This is a genomic window from Algoriphagus lutimaris, from assembly GCF_017051705.1.
Lineage (GTDB): Bacteria > Bacteroidota > Bacteroidia > Cytophagales > Cyclobacteriaceae > Algoriphagus > Algoriphagus lutimaris.
In genome coordinates this window covers 57,506-77,771 of the sequence record NZ_JAFIDJ010000001.1, presented here as the reverse complement: position 1 = coordinate 77,771, position 20,266 = coordinate 57,506, and the positions used below count along the sequence as shown (strand labels likewise).

20 protein-coding genes are annotated in these 20,266 nt (G+C 39.1%); 15 read left to right on the top strand and 5 right to left on the bottom strand.

The features are described from left to right. Positions 1-89 precede the first annotated feature (89 nt). The 9 genes from JYB62_RS00345 to JYB62_RS00305 all read left to right on the top strand — a co-directional run bounded on the left by JYB62_RS00345 (position 90) and on the right by JYB62_RS00305 (position 8,313). Positions 90-1,166, top strand: coding sequence for a sensor histidine kinase (locus JYB62_RS00345; protein WP_205643471.1), 1,077 nt, complete (start codon positions 90-92; stop codon positions 1,164-1,166). Continuing rightward, on the top strand, positions 1,163-1,858 hold the full coding sequence (locus JYB62_RS00340) for a LytR/AlgR family response regulator transcription factor (protein WP_205643470.1): 696 nt from the start codon (positions 1,163-1,165) through the stop codon (positions 1,856-1,858). The genes JYB62_RS00345 and JYB62_RS00340 overlap by 4 nt, the downstream gene beginning before the upstream one ends. A 91-nt stretch (positions 1,859-1,949) precedes the next feature. After that, positions 1,950-2,561, top strand: a complete 612-nt coding sequence (locus tag JYB62_RS00335) for a hypothetical protein (RefSeq protein ID WP_205643469.1) — start codon at positions 1,950-1,952, stop codon at positions 2,559-2,561. Position 2,562: 1 nt separating this feature from the next. After that, the gene (locus JYB62_RS00330; RefSeq protein WP_205643468.1) at positions 2,563-2,856 is read left to right on the top strand and encodes a winged helix-turn-helix domain-containing protein; all 294 of its coding nucleotides are present in this window, start codon (positions 2,563-2,565) and stop codon (positions 2,854-2,856) included. A gap of 54 nt (positions 2,857-2,910) precedes the next feature. Further along, the gene (locus JYB62_RS00325; RefSeq protein ID WP_205643467.1) at positions 2,911-3,237 is read left to right on the top strand and encodes a hypothetical protein; all 327 of its coding nucleotides are present in this window, start codon (positions 2,911-2,913) and stop codon (positions 3,235-3,237) included. A gap of 28 nt (positions 3,238-3,265) precedes the next feature. Next, positions 3,266-3,991: a DoxX family membrane protein gene (locus JYB62_RS00320; protein WP_205643466.1), complete on the top strand. Its 726-nt coding sequence runs from the start codon at positions 3,266-3,268 to the stop codon at positions 3,989-3,991. A 48-nt stretch (positions 3,992-4,039) separates the two neighbouring features. Further along, positions 4,040-5,284, top strand: coding sequence for a DUF4153 domain-containing protein (locus JYB62_RS00315; RefSeq protein WP_205643465.1), 1,245 nt, complete (start codon positions 4,040-4,042; stop codon positions 5,282-5,284). 105 nt (positions 5,285-5,389) lie between these two features. Beyond that, complete coding sequence (locus JYB62_RS00310; RefSeq protein ID WP_205643464.1) at positions 5,390-6,661, top strand: cation:proton antiporter; 1,272 nt, start codon at positions 5,390-5,392, stop codon at positions 6,659-6,661. Between the two features lie 65 nt (positions 6,662-6,726). Beyond that, positions 6,727-8,313: a serine hydrolase domain-containing protein gene (locus JYB62_RS00305; protein ID WP_205643463.1), complete on the top strand. Its 1,587-nt coding sequence runs from the start codon at positions 6,727-6,729 to the stop codon at positions 8,311-8,313. A gap of 5 nt (positions 8,314-8,318) precedes the next feature. Here the strand turns inward: JYB62_RS00305 and JYB62_RS00300 are convergent, their stop codons facing one another. Further along, complete coding sequence (locus JYB62_RS00300; RefSeq protein ID WP_205643462.1) at positions 8,319-8,984, bottom strand: FAD-binding oxidoreductase; 666 nt, start codon at positions 8,982-8,984, stop codon at positions 8,319-8,321. 157 nt (positions 8,985-9,141) lie between these two features. On the opposite strand from JYB62_RS00300, the gene JYB62_RS00295 reads away from it, so the two are divergent. Further along, positions 9,142-10,059, top strand: a complete 918-nt coding sequence (locus JYB62_RS00295) for a sugar phosphate isomerase/epimerase family protein (protein WP_205643461.1) — start codon at positions 9,142-9,144, stop codon at positions 10,057-10,059. Between the two features lie 122 nt (positions 10,060-10,181). On the opposite strand, the gene JYB62_RS00290 is transcribed toward JYB62_RS00295, so the two are convergent. After that, positions 10,182-11,681 (bottom strand): hypothetical protein, encoded by a 1,500-nt coding sequence (locus tag JYB62_RS00290; protein ID WP_205643460.1) that lies wholly within the window; start codon positions 11,679-11,681, stop codon positions 10,182-10,184. A 245-nt stretch (positions 11,682-11,926) separates the two neighbouring features. After that, a complete protein-coding gene (fahA, locus tag JYB62_RS00285) occupies positions 11,927-13,195 on the bottom strand; it encodes a fumarylacetoacetase (RefSeq protein WP_205643459.1) in 1,269 nt (422 codons plus the stop codon). 316 nt (positions 13,196-13,511) lie between these two features. Between fahA and JYB62_RS00280 the strand changes: the two genes are divergently transcribed. From JYB62_RS00280 to JYB62_RS00260, 5 genes are all read left to right on the top strand, one after another. Further along, positions 13,512-13,934, top strand: coding sequence for a DoxX family protein (locus JYB62_RS00280; protein ID WP_205643458.1), 423 nt, complete (start codon positions 13,512-13,514; stop codon positions 13,932-13,934). Position 13,935: 1 nt separating this feature from the next. Next, positions 13,936-14,430: a glutathione peroxidase gene (locus JYB62_RS00275; RefSeq protein ID WP_205643457.1), complete on the top strand. Its 495-nt coding sequence runs from the start codon at positions 13,936-13,938 to the stop codon at positions 14,428-14,430. Then, complete coding sequence (locus JYB62_RS00270) at positions 14,423-14,881, top strand: MarR family winged helix-turn-helix transcriptional regulator (protein ID WP_205643456.1); 459 nt, start codon at positions 14,423-14,425, stop codon at positions 14,879-14,881. Before JYB62_RS00275 ends, JYB62_RS00270 begins: the two co-directional genes overlap by 8 nt. Before the next feature lie 95 nt (positions 14,882-14,976). After that, positions 14,977-15,477, top strand: a complete 501-nt coding sequence (locus JYB62_RS00265) for a GreA/GreB family elongation factor (protein ID WP_205643455.1) — start codon at positions 14,977-14,979, stop codon at positions 15,475-15,477. A 156-nt stretch (positions 15,478-15,633) separates the two neighbouring features. Beyond that, positions 15,634-18,267, top strand: a complete 2,634-nt coding sequence (locus tag JYB62_RS00260) for a valine--tRNA ligase (RefSeq protein WP_205643454.1) — start codon at positions 15,634-15,636, stop codon at positions 18,265-18,267. A gap of 117 nt (positions 18,268-18,384) precedes the next feature. Here JYB62_RS00260 and JYB62_RS00255 read toward each other — a convergent pair whose 3' ends face one another. Next, a complete protein-coding gene (locus JYB62_RS00255) occupies positions 18,385-19,374 on the bottom strand; it encodes an SH3 domain-containing protein (protein WP_205643453.1) in 990 nt (329 codons plus the stop codon). A gap of 79 nt (positions 19,375-19,453) precedes the next feature. Next, on the bottom strand, positions 19,454-20,179 hold the full coding sequence (locus tag JYB62_RS00250; RefSeq protein WP_394369687.1) for a 3-keto-disaccharide hydrolase: 726 nt from the start codon (positions 20,177-20,179) through the stop codon (positions 19,454-19,456). Positions 20,180-20,266 lie beyond the last annotated feature (87 nt).

The window sequence follows — 20,266 nt, the reverse complement described above, 5'->3', positions numbered from 1 at the left end:
TCCCTGAAGTTACTTATCTTCCAAAACCTGTCAATCGTCGCAAATTCTTTGGAAATACAATTTTTTAAAAGACCTTGTCTTACTTAAAAATGGATAAGAATCGAGTAATAAAGCAATTGCTAAAGAAAATGCTGGAGCAAATCTCCATCTGTTTTGGTGCGCTGGTATTCTTTGCTTTTTACTTTGGAATCACGATTTCTGATCTTGGTCCGGCTTTTACTTTCGGAACCTTTTTACTTCCGGTTACCATGGGAATGGTCAACGTATTCAGCTTTTATCTTATCCCGAAATATCTGTTTCGGCAACGGTACTTTTGGTTTTCGCTCTATACTTTTTATTCCATTGTCATCTCTATTTTTCTGATCGCTTTATCCTCCTTTTACGGTTTCCTTTTTATCAATTCGGTGGAATCGCTCGGCACCGAATTTACTTTGACAAAAAATCTCTACCTTATCATTGTGGCTGTTTATATCGTAGTTTTGGTCACTTCTTTATTCGCTGCCTATCGGGAAAGCTACAAGCTACACCTGAAAAACCAGGAACTGCAGTACACCATTCTTAATGGAGAACTTCAACTTAAGCAAGAGGAACTTTCTTACCTCAAAATGCAGATTCAACCCCATTTTTTATTCAACACACTCAATACAATTTATGGCTCTGCTATTGCAAAAAGTCCCGAAACCCCTGAGTTGATTCTCAAGCTGTCCAATCTGTTGGATTACATTTTATACCAAACTCAAAAAACGCTGGTTCCCTTGCAGGATGAAATAGATCATTTGAAAGACTATTTAGCCTTGGAAAAATTGAGACATGGAGATAAACTACGGATTATTTCAAATTTTCCTGAAGAAACAAATAACCTGATGATTGCCCCGATGCTGTTTCTTCCTTTATTGGAAAACAGCTTCAAACATGGGAAAGGGGCCTTTGTCGAAATTAGAATTGAGACTCAAGAAAATAAAGTAGCGTTTTCTGTAAAGAATTCTTTCGATGATTCAGTAACAAAAAGAACCTTGACTTCTTCAGGAATAGGTCTTCAAAATATCAAAAAAAGACTTAAACTATTGTACCCGGATTCCCATTCATTTAACATCAAGAAATCAGATGGTTATTTTGTAGTTGAGCTAAAACTGTTAACCACCCAACCAAAGCCACAGGTATCATGAACTGCCTCATTGTTGACGACGAACCCATAGCCCAGAATATCCTGAAGGATTTCATCTCTAAAGTAGATTATCTTCATCTGGTGGATTGTTGTAGCAATTCCAATGAGGCCTTTAATGTAGTGCAACAAAATACAATCGATCTGGTATTTTTAGATATCAATATGCCTGGAATCGACGGTATGGCCTTCGCCAAAATCATTCCCAAAGAGATTCATGTCATCTTCACCACAGCTTATCGGGAATATGCGATTGAAGGATTTAATCTGGAAGCCACTGATTATTTACTAAAGCCTATTCCATTTGATCGATTCCTTAAATCTGTCGCAAAAGTCAAGAAGTCCCTACAGAAAGATGGGGATACTTCAACTTCTGAGAAGCCTGAATTCCTGTTTGTTCGTCAGGATCGGAAAATGGAAAAAATAGATTTCTCAGATATTCTCTACGTCGAAAGTTATTCTGACTACATTAAAATTCATTTGAAAGATCGTGTCCTAGTCGTCAGGGAAAGCATTTCCAATTTTGAAGGAAAGTTACCCAAAAGTCAGTTTCTGCGTTTCCATCGATCCTTTATAGGGAATATTTCTGCCATCCATTCTTATACCCACGAATACTTAGAGATTGCCGATAAAGCCTTGACCATTAGCCGATCCTATAAAGAGGAAGTTTTAAGGCGTTTGCAACAGTTTGAATAACTGGCCTCCTTAATTTTTAAAAAAAATAATTTAACAATCCATTTTAAATCCAAATTTTAAAATTTACTTTGTATTTCAAAGTACTTTTAAAATGAGAAAGCCAGAACAAGAGTTAGCTGAGATTAAATCCATGATGGAACGAAGCACCCGCTTTTTATCCTTGAGTGGACTATCTGGAATTTTAACTGGAACCTATGCTCTTATAGGAGCAGGATTAGCCTATGGATGGATTTATTATCCAAATTCACCCATCGGACCTCCATCAGCTGAATACAATGATAGTCTACTTCATTATGTATTGATCACAGCCCTGATCGTAATGGTTCTCGCCATTACAACTGCCTGGATCATGAGTCAAAATAAAAGCAAGAAAAAAGCACTTACTTTTTTGTCCTCAGCCAGCAAAAGATTTGCACAAGCATTATTCATCCCTGTATTAATGGGAGGGATTTTTTGCTTGGCCTTGATCATGAGAGACCAAATCGAGATGTTAGTTCCGGCAACATTGATTTTTTATGGGATCGGACTGGTAAGTGCTTCTCATTTCACATTAAGCGACATCAAATACCTAGGCTATTGCCAACTTATTTTGGGAGTGATTTCTGCATTCTTGCCTTCCTTTGGCTTGATTCTTTGGGCAATTGGCTTTGGGGTAGTACATATTATATATGGAACTATGATGTACTATAAATACGAAAGATAAGGTGAAGGGGAATTACGATAAAGCATTTGAAAACGTAGTCCGTTTGCGGGTCATGTCCATCTTGATGGTCAATGAGGAATACGACTTTAATTCCTTCAAAGAACTCCTGGAAGTAACGGACGGGAACTTGGCATCACACCTCAAAAACCTAGAAAAGCAAGAATATATAACCGTCAATAAATCCTTCGTCGGAAGAAAGCCTTTAACTACCTATTCCGCTACTCTACAAGGCAAAAAAGCCTTTGAAGAGCATTTAGAATTCCTTGAAAATTTGATCAAAGAAAACAAAACCTAAAAAAATTTACCCATTCACTTTGAAATACAAAGTACTTTCATAAAATCTAAGCGAATGAAAACTGAAATCGATTTTCTAAAAGGCCTACAAGCCAAATCCATGCTGGCAGCTGGAATTATTGGGGCAGCAATCCCCCTTTCCTGTCTAGGATCCATCATTCTATTCAAAGAAGATATATTTCAAAAATGGATGTTAATTCCCTTGACTTTTATTCCATTGGGAGGAATTTTTGGTGCACTCTTCTTTTACTTAATGGGCTTTGTCTGGTTTCCAAAAGGAACTCCCAAACTCATTGCGATCCTCTTTAGCACCCTACTTTATTTTATCGCCATCTGGTTATGTGCTGTATTCGCATTTAGACTTACGGGAGATTGGAATTGAATTCTACAACTTAACTAAACAAAAAGATATGATTGAATTCACTCCCAAGAACACTTTGGAAAAGTACTATATCGAAATAAAGCAAAACCGGTGGTATTGGCTTTTCCAGCTTTTTTGCCGAATTCTATTAGCGTATGCCTTTATCGTAGCAGGAATGGTAAAAATCCTGGGCGAACGATTTGCCAGTGGTTTATCTGAGATTCACCCGATGGGGGCTTATCTGGAAGCTCTTCATCATACTGGCTACTATTACACATTTATTGGCTATGCGCAGGTTACGGCAGGGATTTTACTTCTCTTACCAAGGACGGTTTTAATGGGAGCATTATTATACTTGCCAATCATTGTTAATATCTGGATCTTATCCTATGCTGTGAGATTTGTGGGCTCCTATATTACCTCACCGCTGATGGTTTTGGCTAATCTTTACATCCTTGCATGGCATTATGACAAACTAAGGTTTATCATACCATTTAATCGCTTCTCTAAAAAGATAAGCTTTTCAAAACCAGGAAAATACAGTCTTAAATTTCCATTTCTATTTTTTGGTGGAGTTCTTTTAACCATGGTTTTCTTCGTCTTATTCACGCGATTCGGTCATGAGGTAATGCCTCAAAATTCCCTGGAATCATGCAAAAAGCAATTTATCGGGACAGAAAATGAAACCGTCGGATTTGCTTTTTGTGAATGCATCCATACAAATGGAAGTCCATTAGATACTTGCTTAGAAACATATGAAAATTCAAAAAATTAATCCATTTATGACACCTATCTCCTACCCTATAGCTAAAAATATCACACCATGGAACAAGAGATTTTAACCCACCTAAATGACCCAGTTTCCTTAGAGAAACTCTATCGGTCAAACAAGTCACTATTCACGGAATCATTCCTCAAACTATCTCCAAAAATTGAACAAAATTCCGCAACTGAATTTTGGAATGCCAGACTAAACTACGAAAGCAATGCTATTTATTGGGGACAAAAAAATGAAATGCTTTACATAGCTATTGCTTGCCTAGTTGCAGGGCTGGTTGCTAAACTACCTGATATCATTTCAGTCTCGCCTGATTTCTTTTACCCGAGAAATCTAGGTTTTATCATCTTCCCTGTATTGACCACCTATTTTGCATGGCGAAATCAGCTCTCTAGACAAACCGTCGGCGTCTTAGCTGGGATATTCAGCATTTGCATCATTTATATCAACCTGCTTCCCAACAACCCGGAAAGCGACACTTTGATTTTGGCTTGTATTCATTTACCTCTTCTACTTTGGTACATGCTTGGAATTTCTTTTGTTGGAAACAAATCCAAAAGCCTCCAACCGCGTTTGGAATTCTTAAAATTCAATGGAGAAGTAGCCGTCTTATGTGCAGTGCTCGGAATTGCAGGAGCTCTGTTGATGGGCATGACTTTTGGATTATTCGAGCTGATCGGCATCAACTTGGAACCCTTTTTTGAAAAGTACTTGATGGTTTTTGGACTTCCTGCTATACCTATTTTAGGCACCTTTCTCACTCAATCCAATCCTCAATTGGTCAATAAAGTCACTCCTATCATCGCTAAACTGTTTAGCCCTGCTGTTTTGATCATGTTGTTGGCCTATGTTATCGCCATCATTTACTCAGGAAAGGATCCTTACAATGACCGGGAGTTTTTGTTAATCTTTAATCTGTTGTTGATTGGAGTCATGGCATTGATTTTCTTTTCCATTGCTGAAACATCTCATATAGAGAAAATCACTTTTGATAGTTGGGTACTATTTCTTCTTTCTTGCCTCACCATTGTGGTCAATGGAATCGCTTTATCTGCCATTACCTTTCGAATCTCAGAATGGGGGTTTACTCCGAATAGACTTACCGTATTGGTAGCCAACCTACTTATTCTAATCCATTTATTACTTGTGGCATACCAACTAAGCAAAGCTCTTCGTCAAAAAGCAGTTCTTGAAGACATTGGAACGACTGTGGCCAAATTTATCCCTATCTACTTTATTTGGGCCTGCATTGTAGTTTTTGTTTTCCCACTAGTATTTGGATTTATGTAACCTTTAAAAATAAAACCTACCATAGCAGCATGTGTTCTTTTGAGGCACATCTCATTACCTTTTCAAAAAATGCTTGTAATTTCCTGTTACCTAAATCAGGATTCTATGAGCATTTTTACCATTATCACCATTCTCATTGTTTTATCGGCAGTATTTGCATTTATCAATACCAAGTTTTTGAAATTACCCTTCACTATTGGTTTGATGATTATAGCCATTGCTTTTACCATAGGAATAACGGCTTTAGGTAAAATCAACCACTTTTTTATTGATGAAGCAGAATTATTGATCCAGTCCATCGATTTTGAAACTGCATTATTGGACGTCATGCTAAGCTTTCTATTATTTGCTGGCGCCTTACATACGAAACTCGATGCTTTGAAAACCTTGAAAGCTCCAATTGCCGCTTTCGCTACCATTGGAGTCGTCTTGTCAACCTTTCTCGTGGGCTCCATGATGTACTTTGTTTTTCAAGCATTTGGACACGAAATATCCTATATCTATTGCCTTTTATTCGGGGCATTGATCTCTCCTACTGACCCCATTGCAGTTTTAGGAATCCTTAAAGATGCCAATGCTCCCAAAAAACTGGAAGTTAAAATCGTGGGAGAATCCCTGTTCAATGATGGGGTGGGCGTTGTCGTGTTTTTAGTGATCTTCAAAATTGCACAACAAGGGATTGACGCTGTCTCTGCAAGTGAAGTCGGCCTGCTTTTTTTGGAAGAAGTGGTGGGTGGAATTACCTTAGGCCTTATCACAGGCTGGCTCACTTTCCAAGTGATGAAAGTAATAGACCACTACGAAACAGAAGTAATCATAACTCTCGCATTAGTCATGGGACTGTCAGGATTGGCTCATTTGCTTCATGTATCAGGACCCTTAGCAGTGGTAGTAGCAGGGATCTTTATAGGGAATAAATCCCCAAAAATTGCTTGGTCAGAGATCACGCATAATTATGTAGACAAATTCTGGGAGCTCATCGACGTACTACTAAATGCCGTTTTATTCGTCTTAATTGGCTTAGAACTACTCATTATTTCTGCCAAAGAGGAATATTTAATCTATGGGCTGCTCGCCATTCCAATTGCCTTAATTGCCCGGTTTTTATCTTTGGCTGGCCCTGTTGCCATCTTTGAAAAGAAATTGGACTTTATCCCCAAAACAAACTTATTGATGACCTGGGGAGGAATCAGAGGTGGGATTTCCATCGCATTGGCACTCTCTTTAGAAACACAAATGGAGCGGGAACTCTTTCTTACAATCACCTACATCATTGTTGTATTTTCCATTATAGGTCAGGGCCTAACCATAGGTCCGTTAGTCAAAAAAGTCTTAGCTAAGAATGGTACATCCAGTTCCCCAACAATCCACAAGTAATTAAAACTGGATTCTTTGGCTTCTAGCTGCGAAACTTTATCTTTTGGTACCCAATTCTTTATTCCATGAAAAATCATCTTTTAGCTCTCTTTTCAATACTCCTTTTGATTTCAGCTTGCAATGCACCTTCTAAGGAAGCTCAAGTTCCTGATTCATCAATCGAGCATCTCTTTTCATTGGAGTACAAAAAGCCAGAATTTATAGATGACCAACGAGCTAAAAAAATCAAGACTCTAGATGAAAAGCTTCAAGTGATTATGGAAGAATATGCCAAGGAGAATCATATCCCTGGAATTGCTTATGGGATCGTGGTGGACGAGGAGTTAGTGCTTTCCTCAGCGGTAGGAGTTTTGGATCTGGAAAAGCAATTACCTGCCAGTTCCAGTGCTGCCTTTCGAATAGCCTCCATGACGAAAAGCTTTACCGCGATGGCCATTCTAAAACTTCGGGATGAAGGAAAGCTTGCATTAAAAGATCCTGTCATCAAGTATATTCCTGAAATGGAACACACTACCTATCTGACGCAAGATGCCCCTGAAATCGATATTGAGAGTTTATTGACCATGACTGCTGGCTTTCCGGAAGACAATCCTTGGGGAGACCGCCAATTGGATGAATCCAACCAAATGTTGTTGGACTTGATCAGTGATGGAATTTCCTTCTCCAATGTTCCTTCATTCCAATACGAATACAGCAATACCGGTTATGCAATGCTTGGTTATATAGTCTCTCAAGTTTCCGGAAAACCCTATCAACAATACATTCAAGAGGAAATCCTAACCCCTTTGGGCATGATTCATACGTATTGGGAAATCAACGAGGTTCCTACCGATCAGCTAGCCATAGGCTATCGATGGGAAGATGAAAAATGGAAATTGGAACCTATGCTTCATGATGGAGCCTTTGGATCCATGGGGGGATTAATTACCTCCATAGAGGATTTTAGCAAGTATGTAAGTTTTCATCTCTCTGCCTGGCCTCCCCGAAACGAAAATGAAAGAGAACCATTGAAAAGGAGTTCGCTTCGGGAAATGCAAACACCTCAATTCCCTAGATTGAATTCTAATGCCAAAAACTATAAAGAAGAACCTTGTGCAATCGTCTCAGGATATGGATTCGGCTTGGGTATTTATCAAAATTGTGAGGGTCAAAAATGGGTTTCACATGGTGGAGCCCTTCCAGGCTTTGGTAGCAATTATGTTTTTTACCCAGAATACGGAATTGGCATCATGGCATTCTGCAATTTGACCTACACCACTCCTTGGCCTTTGCAAAAGATCCAGCAAATGCTATTTGATGAATTGGAATTAGATCCTCGAGTATTACCAGTTTCATCCATCTTAGAGACAAGAAAAACTCAAGTTGCCGAAACGTTTCAACAAGGCGAAGACGCCCTAAAAGCCGATATTTTTGCAGAAAATTTCTTTTTGGATAAAAGTAGAGAGCATCGTGTAAGTGAAATCTCCAAAGCACTGGATCAAGCAGGCAAAATTCTGGAAGTCACTGAAATTGAACCTCAAAATCAATTAAGAGGCATTTTTAGACTCAAAGGTGAAAATGGAGATGTGGCAATATTATTCACACTTACACCAGAGAAAGACCCTAAAGTTCAGCAATTGCTATTTGCTTTTATTGAAAAAGAGGAGAAATAAAATCTTTATTTTTCAAAAGTAATGGCATCCGGTTTTGCACCTAGCTTTTCAAGCGTTTCACTGATTGCTTTGACCATTGGGTCTGGTCCGCAAACATAAAAGTGCTGGGAGAAATCTTTAACATGATTTTTTAAAAAATCGGCTCCAATTCGACCATGCTCATGGCCTGAAACCGTTTCCTTTTCAAGTATTGAAATAAAATCATTCCCAAGAGTATCCTTGAAATAGTCCTCCAAAATCACATCTTCTTTGGTTTTATTGGCAAAGAAAAGGCTATTCCCAGCAAGGACTCCCTTCTTTTTTAAATCTTTGATAATTGCTATAAAAGGAGTAATTCCTGCCCCTCCTGCGACAAATACACCTTTTCCATGGTATTGGATCGCTCCCCAGGAATCATTCAACACGAGTTCATCTCCTTTGACCAATCGGTCCAATTGATTGGTGACCCCGTCATGATCCGCATAAGATTTAATTACAAACTCCAAATGCTCTTCTTCGGGCAAAGAGGTAAAAGTAAAAGGTCGTAACTCATTCTTCCATTCCTCTTTGTTGATTGCCACTTCAGTAGCCTGCCCAGGGATGAACGTATATCCTTCAGGCTTCTCCACAGTATATTGTTTCACATCATGTGTCAAAGTTTGGATATCCAGTATTTTTACAATGGTTGACATAGTTAAATTAAAGTTGGTTGTACTTATACAAACGTTTTAATTCAGTTTTGTTTCCTAAACTTTCCCTTTTCTTAAATTTTCCAGCATCTCAATTTTTATTCTTTCGCCTAAAAAATTATTTGATTTAGCTAACTTGTCGTGATTTAAAACAACCCTTATGAAAAAACATTTCAATTTAACCTTATCCTTGGTTTTTCTTATAACCATAGGATTTACCTCTTGTAGTTCAAAAACCAACACAGAAGAATCCACAGAAACTATGGAAGCGGTTGTGGCCGAATCTTCCAGCTTTGGAGGATTAGCACTTTACACCGTTCGCGATTCCATGGCAAGGAATCCTAAAACCACCTTACAAGCCGTAGCTGACGCAGGATATGCCTATGTAGAAGCTGCAAACTATGCTGACGGCAAATTTTATGGAATGACTCCATCTGAGTTCAAATCTTATTTGGAATCTCTTGGATTGACTGCAAAAAGTGCGCATATGGGCATGGTCAACATGGAGAATGCTGATCAGTTGATCGCTGACGTGAAAGCCGCTGGAATTGAATATTTTGTAATTCCTGTCCCTCCTATGGGCATGTTTACTGTTAATCAAGAAACCAGATCCATGGGAATGAAAGGCACCCCTGATGAATTAGTAAATATCATGAATACATTGGGAGAGAAATGCAATCAAGCTGGAATCAAATTGCTTTACCACAATCATGATTTTGAGTTCAAAGCCATGGAAGATGGAACCATCATCGAAGACTTGCTTTTAGAAAAGTGTAACCCTGAATTTGTGAATTTTCAGATGGACCTTTTCTGGGTAACTAAAGCAGGAGTAGATCCTTTGACTTATTTTGAAAAATACCCTGGAAGATTTAAAGCTTGGCATGTGAAAGACATGAACCAAGAAGGAAACTTCGCTCCTGTCAATACTGGAACGATAGATTTTGCTAGAATTTTGGCAGAAAAAGATCAGTCAGGTATGGAATTCTATCTAGTTGAACAAGATCAAACTTTTGGATTAGATCCTATGGAAGCCATTAAAATCAGCCATGATGGATTAAAGGAAATCGGGTTTAAATAAACTCTTCCAATTCCAATGATAGCGGAACTTCACTGAAAGGAAGTTCCGCTTTTTTATTTTCCAAAGCCAATAAAAAGACCAATCCGAATACTCTCAGATTGGTCTTGATTTCTAATCATCTTTTAGCCAAGCAAGAGGGTTAAATTCCTGTGAATCGTATTTTTTCCGATGTAAGAATACCCATTTGTAGTCCTTGCCGTCGCCACTAAGACAAAGCTGTAGGCACAAGATTGAGGAGGCCTCCAATTCCCAGTGGCAGGCGCCAGTTTGTTCGTAAATCCAGTCCAGTTTCCCTTAGACAAGGAATATCCTTCAGAGTAAATGGAAGTGGACAAGCCTGCCCCATACGTAGCATAGAAACTGACTCCTCTCAAATTACCCTCAGGGTCATTGGCTGTAATCCTAAAATTTAGTCCATCAGGAGCTGCACCAATGGTTTCGATAGCACAAGCTGAAACTTCACTGCTACCATGTTTGATACTTTCAATATTCGTGGCAGGGACATGGTTATCGATATAAAGTCTTAACTCCTGCTGCGCAGCAACAGTGGTATTACTACTTCCTACATAAAATGTAACCCTGATTTTATACAAACCTGGCAATAAGGCCGTAGTCGGAAATTGAATCAATAAATCATCAATGGAGTAATCTATGGCTGGATTTGGAAGTTGGTAATAACCATAAGCCGAAGGAGCAAAAGATTGTAATGCATAGGTGCTTCCAGTCCATCGGTAGTTGGACCAATTACTGATCAATTTCGTGTAAGATCCTCCTGGTGGGTCTATTTCAACTTTATATTTCCGATTTCCCGCAGCGTATAATTGTTGCAGTTTGGTTCTATTTCCTATCAAATTCAGAGTTCCTCCAAACGCTGCATTTTCTACATGTACATAATACCCTGGATCAGTAGTAGCCCTACCAAGGGCATCAATTTTAGTAGTAGGAATAAGTCCAACACTTCCAACTAAAGGCCCCAAATCTGCAGAGGGGATCGTTGGTTTTCTGGATAAGATCAGTTGCCTGAGTTTGGTGAAATCCTTGAAAAATCCTCCTGGAAAATCAGTGATAAAACCTGGATTGCTGGATCGTACCCTAAAGCCAAAATACGTGTAGGGAGTACTCAATGGCCAAGAAAGAGAAACATTGATTTCTTTCAACTCAATTTTGAATTTCCATATTCTATGGCTCACCTCTGAATTGGGACTTGGAGCAAACTCCTGCACCACTTCAGACTTAGGGGGAACAGAAATCCCGGTCCATGAACCAGGCCCCAAGTACTTTTGGATTGCTAGTTTATTGGGTTGGTTTTGATACAAGGCGTAATTGATGTCCACATTACTGGTTATGGCCCGGTCTCGATTGTAATCAAAAGAAAGCCAGAAGTAATCGTTAGTACCAGGATCATTTCCGGTATCTTCCAAAGCGTCAATCGCTAAATACAGGAAATTGGCATCATTTTTTGCCATAATGTATCCTCTTGAAAATTTTAAGGATCCAGCATTTTCCCATCCTCCTGAGTTGATGGGAGCTCCTAAATTAATTGGGTTGTTGGCCCAGGTGCTTTTCAACGGAAACGCAAAAAGCAAGGGGGTAGTGATGGAAAAGTTTCTAAGTTTTGCCATGGTTTTTAAGGGTTATAAAAATGTAATAAAAGTGTTTTTTTTACGCTCTAGCCTAAAAATGAGCGCATTTTGACTACAATCCCTTTGCGGGAACCGATTTCATGAAGAAATCAAACATTCAGCAAGTAGCTGAATTTCAAGTATTTATAAATTAATAATAATTGATCAAAAAAAATAATAATATCAAACAAAAAGGCTCCTGATATCATTATCAGAAGCCTTAATTGAATTATATAAAGGTTAAATTACTTCGCTGGTAATAATTGGGATTTCACCTCTCCAAAACCTACTCGAATCCCGTCCTTTTCTGCATACCCTTTCATGATGACAGTATCCCAATCTTCAAGAAATGTTCTTTCTTCTCCAGTATCCAATTTCAAAGTATTTTTGCCATTCCAAGACAGTTCCAACAAGGACCCAAAAGAATCTTCCTTGGTGCCAGAAATTGTTCCAGAGGCCATCAAATCACCGACATTGATATTACAACCATTGACGGTATGGTGAGCCAATTGCTGTGCTACGTTCCAGTACATAGACTTGAAATTTGATTGACAAACCTTGGTTGCTTTTTTACCATCAGGCTGAATAAATACCTCCAAATTAATATCAAAACTATGGGCAGTGTCACATTTTAAATAAGGCAACACTTCCGGATCTTGAATCGGGTTATCCACTCTAAAATGTTCTAAAGCCTCTAAGGTTACCACCCAAGGTGACATGGATGAGGCAAAGCTCTTTCCAAGAAATGGTCCCAATGGCACGTATTCCCAGGCCTGGATGTCACGTGCTGACCAATCATTGAATAAGGTAAATCCAAAAATGTAATCTTCTGCATCTGCAGTGCTTACAGAATCTCCTAATCTAGTGGACTTCCCTGTGATAAAAGCAAGCTCTAACTCAAAATCCATTTTCTTGGAGGGAGCAAATCCTGGCACATCCATATCAGGAGTTTTAAATTGTCCTTTGGGACGGTGAACAGGAACCCCGGAAGGTATGATACTAGATGCTCTGCCATGATAGCCTACCGGCAAATGTTTCCAATTCGGCAATAATGCATTTTCAGGATCACGGAACATTTTACCTACATTGGTTGCATGCTCCATACTACTGTAGAAATCTGTATAATCACCGATTTTGACAGGTAATAGCATTTCTGCTTCCTTTCGGTTGACCATCACCTTACCTCTTACCGAATGATCTCTTAGCTTTTCATTGTCCGCTAAAAGTAAATCCTGGACTCGCTCTCTGATCTTTTTGGTTTGAACCTTACCTAGAGAAATCAAATCATTCAAAGCCTCATTTATGAAAATCCCCTCTGGAAGAAATAGGTCCGAAAAAAAACCTTCTTGATCCAAAACGCTTAGGTCCACAATCTTGTCACCTATGGCTATTCCAGTTCTAGGGCTCAACCTTTTGTTTTTAAACACCCCAAAAGGCAGGTTATAAATGGTAAAATCGGAATTTTTGGGGACTTCCACCCAGGTACTCAAGGTGTTACTCGTAATGTCGCTCATGATTAAAAATCTTTCAAGGGGCAAATTTAGGGTTTATATAGGAAATGAAAAGGAATTAAATTTTTGGCTTGATTTTACAGTACTACCTCGTCCCAACATCCAACTGATATTCTTTGTTTTAGATGAGTTGAAAAGAATTTTAATTCAAGCCAGATTTTACGAAAAAGTAAACCAAACCTTCAAAAAGAGGTTATTCAAGCTTAAATCCCAGATCATGAAGGAATTCCAAAAACATCTATACCCTTCTTGAATGATTTGATTTAGAATGTAATTTACACTACATTTAAATCGCACACGATTTAATCCTTAGCGACTGATGAAAACGAACTTGTTTCAGAAAATAATGCGCGTCATTCTTGGCGGATTTATGACCCTAGCGGGAATTGGCCACCTTACCTTCCAACGCGATGAATTTCAAGCACAGGTCCCAAGATGGTTACCTGACAATCCTGAATTCATGGATTTTGTAGTAATCTCTTCAGGAGTGGTAGAAATAGCCCTTGGTTTGGCTATGATATTTCTTTGGAAACATCAAATTAAAGTTGGAATCGCCTTGGCAATCTTTTACGTATTGATATTCCCAGGGAACATTTCCCAGTACACCAATGAAATCAGCGCATTTGGTTTAGACACTGATCAAAAACGATTGATCCGCCTGTTTTTTCAGCCTGTTTTGATTTTATGGGCATTATGGTCAACCGGAGCATTGAAATATTTAATTAACAGAAATAAAAAATAGCATGAAATTGAAAACTGTATATGATTTTGAGGCGAATACGCTTGCCGGGAAAAAGATCAGTCTTAAAGAATATCAAGGTAAACCACTCGTGATAGTCAATACCGCCAGCCAATGCGGTCTGACTCCCCAATATGAAGGCCTGGAGGAGCTCTATCAAAAATACAAAGATCAAGGCTTGGTCGTTTTAGGATTTCCCTGTAACCAGTTCGGAAATCAAGAAAAAGGAAATTCAGAGCAGATACAGGAATTTTGCCAGGTAAATTATGGCGTGAGTTTTCCGATGTTTGAAAAGATCGAAGTGAATGGTAATAACGCCCATCCCCTTTACAAATTTCTTAAATCAAAGCTATCCGGAGGACTTTTGGGAAGTAAAATTAAATGGAATTTCACCAAATTTCTAATTGATCAAAATGGGGTTCCTATCAAGCGATATGCCCCTATTTCTGTACCCAAAAAGATGGAAAAAGACATTGAAAAAGTATTAAACCATGGCTAATCCGGCACCAGAGCTGTATTTAGAAAATCAGCTCTGCTTTCCCTTATATGCAGCGTCTCGTTTGACCACCAAAATATATACCCCATTCCTAGAGGAGTTGGGTATTACCTATCCCCAATACCTAGTTTTGCTTACTTTATGGCAATTTCAGGAACAAAGCGTCAAGTCCATTGGAAAACGCCTGTTTTTGGAATCCAATACCTTAACCCCTCTTTTGAAACGATTGGAACAGAAAAACCTCATCCAACGAATACGCTCCAAAACGGACGAGCGTACGGTCATGATTACCTTAACCCAAGCAGGAATGGAATTGAAGGAAAAAGCGGTGGAGATACCCAAAAAAATTGTGGAATCATTTCATGATAAGATTATTTCTGAAGATGAGATACTTTCCTTTCAAAAAACACTGTTCAAACTTTTGAATGTCTTGGATAAAAAGGTGTCTGAATAGCATCGTAATAGGAAAAAGATTTCTTCGGAATACCTAGAAAATGAAACTTTATCCTAGCACAATACCTTCTTTAGGAAAGAAATTGAGAATACACCATGAGTAGAGGATTTGTAAAAGAAGAAGATCAGGAAGAAACCCCCTTGGTTCCACCAAGAGTAGAGCTTCCAAATGGTGTTACCAATTACGTGACCGAAAATGGATTGGTTGAATTACTTTCCGAAAAGGAAGCTTTATTGGAAGAAAAAACCAAAATTCAAGCTACCACTGAACAGGAAAAACGTATCCTTTCCAATTTTATCAATGCTAAAATCCATTTGCTCGAAGAACGAATTGCTACCGCTAAACCGGTAATCCTACGTGAGCAACCACAAGATGAAATACGGTTTGGAGCCACAGTAACACTCAAAGTAAACAAAAGCCCCATAAAGATGACTTATCAACTTGTAGGGGTAGATGAAGCAGATATTTCCAAAAACAAAATTTCATTTATTTCCCCTATCGCAAAAATTTTAACTGGTAAAAAAGTCGGCGATCAGGCGGTATTAAAACTTGCAAAAGAAGATCGAGTTTTTGAAATAGTAGCAATCCACTATTAACCTAATTGGAATAAGACCTATTCCCAATTGATTTTTAGAATTAAAATTCACCATAGCTTTAGAGACTATTTTTTCTTCGCTTTGCAATTGATCCTCCAATCATGCCGCAAAAATTGGCTTTTTCCCTATTTTTGCCCCTCAATTAATTATCCTTCTATGTCTATTGCCAGCAAATACGATCCAGCCTCAGCAGAAGCCAAGTGGTATGCTTACTGGATGGAGCACAAGCTTTTTTCTTCGAAAGTAGATCCGAATAAAGAGCCTTACACCATCGTAATCCCTCCACCTAACGTCACAGGGGTCTTGCACATGGGACATATGTTGAATAATACTATTCAGGATGTATTGATTCGAAGAGCCAGAATGCAAGGAAAAAATGCCTGCTGGGTTCCAGGAACTGACCATGCATCCATTGCAACAGAAACCAAAGTAGTAAACATGCTCAAAGAACAGGGGATTGATAAAAAATCAATTACCCGTGAGGAATTCTTGAAGCATGCTTGGGAATGGAAAGAAAAATACGGAGGGATCATCCTAGAGCAATTGAAAAAGCTAGGTGCTTCCTGCGATTGGGATCGAACTGCCTTTACCATGGATGAGGGTCTGAGCGATGCAGTATTGACGGTATTCATAGACCTCCATAAAAAAGGGGAAATCTATCGTGGAATCCGTATGGTTAACTGGGATCCACAAGGTAAAACTGCTTTGTCCGATGACGAAGTAATCACCAAAGAAATCCAATCCAAACTATATTATATCAAGTACCAAATCGAAGGTACTGAAAACGAGTTTTTGACGATTGCAACCACACGTCCTGAAACCATCATGGCTGATGTGGCCATCTGTGTGAATCCAAATGACCCAAGATTTACTCATTTGAAAGGGAAGAAAGCCATTGTTCCTTTGATCAATCGTGCCATTCCAATTATTGAAGATGAATATGTAGACATGGAGTTTGGTACGGGATGTCTGAAGGTGACTCCAGCGCATGATATCAATGACTATGAGTTAGGAATCAAGCACAAACTGGAAGTTATTGACATTCTGAATGACGATGGTACGCTGAATGAGAAAGCTCAGATTTTGGTGGGTGAAGACCGATTCATCGCCAGAAAGATGATTGGTAAACTCCTGAAGGAAGTAGATCAGCTGGATAAGATCGAAGATTATAAATCCAATGTAGGTCATTCCGAAAGAACAGATGCTGTTATTGAGCCAAAGCTTTCCATGCAGTGGTTCCTGAAAATGGATGAAATCACCAAGCCGGCATTGAGCTCAGTGATGGATGATGTCATCAAGCTATACCCTCCAAAATTCAAAAACATGTATCGTTCTTGGATGGAGAATGTTCGTGACTGGTGTATTTCCCGCCAGCTTTGGTGGGGACATAGAATCCCTGCATTTTTCCTTCCTAATGGGGAATATGTAGTAGCCAAAACTGCAGAGGAAGCCTTGCAGATTGCAAACGAACAATATGGGGAGAAGTACAGCCTTGAAGACCTTAATCAGGAAGAAGATGTGTTAGACACCTGGTTTAGCTCTTGGCTATGGCCGATCTCTGTTTTTGACACAGAGGTATTTAAAACGGGAAAACCAAACGAAGACCTGAAATACTACTATCCTACGAATGACTTGGTTACTGCTCCAGAAATTCTGTTTTTCTGGGTAGCAAGAATGATCATCGCAGGATATGAGTACATGGGAGAAAAGCCATTTAAAAACGTATATCTTACAGGAATTGTACGAGATAAATTGGGGCGAAAAATGTCCAAGTCATTGGGGAATTCTCCAGACCCTCTGGAATTGATAGCCCAAAATGGTGCTGACGGGGTTAGAACAGGCATGCTATTTTCTTCTCCTGCCGGCAATGACCTTCCATACGATGACAAATTGGTAGAGCAAGGAAGGAACTTTGCCAACAAAATTTGGAATGCCTTCCGATTGGTGAAAGGTTGGGAAATCGACCCTAACCTAGATGGTGCAGCCAACCGTTCAAGTATTCAATGGTTTGAAAACCGCTTTAACCAAGCCTTGATAGAGATCAATGAGCATTTTGAGAAATTCAGAATTTCGGATGCTTTAATGACTACCTATAAATTGGTATGGGGAGATTTTTGCTCTTGGTATCTTGAAATGATCAAACCGGAATACCAGCATCCAATTGACCAAGAAACCTATGACAAGACCATTTCCTTGTTCGAAGATATCCTGAAGATTCTTCATCCATTTATGCCATTTATTTCCGAAGAACTTTGGCATCAAATCAAGGATAGAACAGTGGAAGAATCATTGATTCTTGCTTCATGGCCTGAAGAAAAACCGTTTGATCTGGAAATCATTCAAGAGGCGAATCAAATTTTTGAGGTCGTTTCACAAGTGAGAAATCTACGTGCCTCTAAAGGAATGTCTCCAAAAGAAGCCTTGGAATTGACCATCAATACCAAAAGCCAAGGTGTTTATCAACGATTTGAATCTGTATTGAATAAGCTAGCCAACTTGGCTTCATTAAACTTTGGAGAGAAAGTTGAAAACGCCATTAGCTTTGTTGTAAAATCAGATGAGTGCTTCGTACCAATGGGAGACTCTATCAATGTAGAGGAGGAAAAAGCAAACATCCAGAAAGAGCTTGACTACACGAAAGGATTCTTGAATTCTGTAATGAAAAAATTAAGCAATGAGCGATTTGTATCTGGAGCTCCAGCGAAGGTGATCGAAATGGAACGTAAAAAGCAAGCTGATGCCGAAGCAAAAATAAAGGCTTTGGAAGACAGCTTAGCCAAATTAGGCTAAACCAAAAGTGGTTTAATTATATAGAGTAATAAATCAAAACCCGAAGTGAAGACTTCGGGTTTTGAACTTTTAGTAAAAAATCAGAAAATCAATTACTAACCTTTAACTTCTCCCCTTTTAGGAAAAATTCAAATAGTTTTTACTAAGCCATTTTTCCTCTAAACTGATTTTACACCAACCATTTTCCTCTTCAGAGAGAAACACTTCCTCTGATTCCATTAAGTTATCTACAACGGAAAAATTGGTCCCTGGTCCACTTCTCACCCGTAATACATTGGCATTTACAGTTGCTCTTTTTACTTCAATCGTATATTGACCATACACCCAATGGGATTGACTATTTGAGATTTTCAACCATCCATTGGACTCATCATAAACCCGAAGAATTGACCCTAATTGAGCGGCACCTCTGTCGGAGGCTTTGGGCGCTGAACCTGAAGGACCTTCTCGAACATTCAATAAGTTTGCTGTTACCACTACATATTTCTGAATTGCTGCAGGAGGGGTAGGCGCAGGTCTACCTTGGAGCTTTTGCGAAACCAAAGGCAAAAAATCCCTATTAAAATCATCAACCTTATTTCCACCAAAAAAATTAGTCCCTGGACATGACTTATTGTTACCAGTCCCATTATTCCTTTTTCCGGAATTCAAATCAAACCAATGGTGGTAGATAATACTGAAACTGTTCAAAGGCAATCGAAACTTGTCACAGAGCGCTGCGGTCATTCCCACTACCGTTTCCCTTTGTTCGGGTGTCATCTCATCGCCTCCCTTATCAAAATTCCCAAAATGCTCCATACAAATAGAGTCCCGGTTGGCTCCATAGATGCATGCCGGAGTCAATTCCAGCGACCTTCCTGTCACAATGGATCCATCCGGAAAACTTGTGAAATGCTGTCCTATGTCCTGCCACCCATTGTTTCTGACATGGTAGTTTTTCATCGCTGATTGCCGTTCGAAATGATTCGACCCATTGAAATGAACATAGCTAGGACTCCAGGTATGATGTTGCTGTACTGTTAAAATAGTCCTTGCAATCCGCTGCTCTTGAATCCAAGGAACAAACTCTGCCAAACTCATTTTTAAAAATCCATATTTTGACTCCATGAATCTTCTGATTAAACGTTAAAAATTTGATTTCCATTTAATTTAACCAGAAAAATCCAATCCTTGTCCAAGAACAGCTTTAAAGCTCTTTAATTCTCAAATCTCTGAATAACACACCTTGTCCTTCACTTTGAAGTCCTATAAATCCTTCTTTAAGAAGTTGCCCATCCACTTTCATCTTTGGGTCAAATCTATTCGCAGTCCCTCCTCCTATTTGAGGTTTCGTGTATTGCAAAACAGTATCTCCATTTACCAAATGGATCACCAATGAATCCGCAAAGACTATTAAGTCTGCTCTGACCCATTCATCCCATTTAAAAGTAGGAGAGGTGGAATTGATGCAATGCCTAGGATCTTTCTTTCCTTCGAAATACACATCTGTCCCTGGAGAACACATATTGCCGGTTGGTCTTGCCACTCCTTCCTTTTCCTCTGCTAGCATCTGCCATTCCACAGAAATGGGCCAATCCTGCTCTTTTAAGATAGTAACTGGTGCTTGGGAGTGGAACATCACGCCACTGTTTCTATAGGTGTAGCTTGCTGCATCCTCTAACCACTGGTCTGTAAATCGGTATTCCCAGGTCATATGAAAGGATGAAAAAGGTTTTTCGTAGAATAGATGGCCATAACGATCATCAAAACCTTCCTTATAATCATCATAGTTCACCTCAATCGACCCATCTACCACTCTAAAAGTATTGGCGTAGTTTTCGCCGGTTTCATGATGTTGAATTTTTGGAATCCATCCTTGTAGATCTTTACCATTAAACATTTGAATCCATTCAGGTTTGGCTTCATTCTGCATTCCCTCTCTTTCTCCTGCTTTATTTTGGGCACATGAAAAAAGTACTGAACTCAACAGCGAAAAATATAAAATTTTCTTGATCATAAG

What these genes read in the sequence shown, in the direction of transcription:
- JYB62_RS00265 (WP_205643455.1), top strand. Translation starts at nt 14,977, where the DNA reads ATGAGTAGAGGATTTGTAAAAGAAGAAGATCAGGAAGAAACCCCCTTG.
- JYB62_RS00270 (WP_205643456.1), top strand. Translation starts at nt 14,423, where the DNA reads ATGGCTAATCCGGCACCAGAGCTGTATTTAGAAAATCAGCTCTGCTTT.
- JYB62_RS00345 (WP_205643471.1), top strand. Translation starts at nt 90, where the DNA reads ATGGATAAGAATCGAGTAATAAAGCAATTGCTAAAGAAAATGCTGGAG.
- JYB62_RS00320 (WP_205643466.1), top strand. Translation starts at nt 3,266, where the DNA reads ATGATTGAATTCACTCCCAAGAACACTTTGGAAAAGTACTATATCGAA.
- JYB62_RS00275 (WP_205643457.1), top strand. Translation starts at nt 13,936, where the DNA reads ATGAAATTGAAAACTGTATATGATTTTGAGGCGAATACGCTTGCCGGG.
- JYB62_RS00335 (WP_205643469.1), top strand. Translation starts at nt 1,950, where the DNA reads ATGAGAAAGCCAGAACAAGAGTTAGCTGAGATTAAATCCATGATGGAA.
- JYB62_RS00325 (WP_205643467.1), top strand. Translation starts at nt 2,911, where the DNA reads ATGAAAACTGAAATCGATTTTCTAAAAGGCCTACAAGCCAAATCCATG.
- JYB62_RS00310 (WP_205643464.1), top strand. Translation starts at nt 5,390, where the DNA reads ATGAGCATTTTTACCATTATCACCATTCTCATTGTTTTATCGGCAGTA.
- JYB62_RS00315 (WP_205643465.1), top strand. Translation starts at nt 4,040, where the DNA reads ATGGAACAAGAGATTTTAACCCACCTAAATGACCCAGTTTCCTTAGAG.
- JYB62_RS00290 (WP_205643460.1), bottom strand. Translation starts at nt 11,681, where the DNA reads ATGGCAAAACTTAGAAACTTTTCCATCACTACCCCCTTGCTTTTTGCG.
- JYB62_RS00280 (WP_205643458.1), top strand. Translation starts at nt 13,512, where the DNA reads ATGAAAACGAACTTGTTTCAGAAAATAATGCGCGTCATTCTTGGCGGA.
- JYB62_RS00300 (WP_205643462.1), bottom strand. Translation starts at nt 8,984, where the DNA reads ATGTCAACCATTGTAAAAATACTGGATATCCAAACTTTGACACATGAT.
- JYB62_RS00255 (WP_205643453.1), bottom strand. Translation starts at nt 19,374, where the DNA reads ATGGAGTCAAAATATGGATTTTTAAAAATGAGTTTGGCAGAGTTTGTT.
- JYB62_RS00295 (WP_205643461.1), top strand. Translation starts at nt 9,142, where the DNA reads ATGAAAAAACATTTCAATTTAACCTTATCCTTGGTTTTTCTTATAACC.
- JYB62_RS00260 (WP_205643454.1), top strand. Translation starts at nt 15,634, where the DNA reads ATGTCTATTGCCAGCAAATACGATCCAGCCTCAGCAGAAGCCAAGTGG.
- JYB62_RS00250 (WP_394369687.1), bottom strand. Translation starts at nt 20,179, where the DNA reads ATGCAGAATGAAGCCAAACCTGAATGGATTCAAATGTTTAATGGTAAA.
- fahA (WP_205643459.1), bottom strand. Translation starts at nt 13,195, where the DNA reads ATGAGCGACATTACGAGTAACACCTTGAGTACCTGGGTGGAAGTCCCC.
- JYB62_RS00305 (WP_205643463.1), top strand. Translation starts at nt 6,727, where the DNA reads ATGAAAAATCATCTTTTAGCTCTCTTTTCAATACTCCTTTTGATTTCA.
- JYB62_RS00340 (WP_205643470.1), top strand. Translation starts at nt 1,163, where the DNA reads ATGAACTGCCTCATTGTTGACGACGAACCCATAGCCCAGAATATCCTG.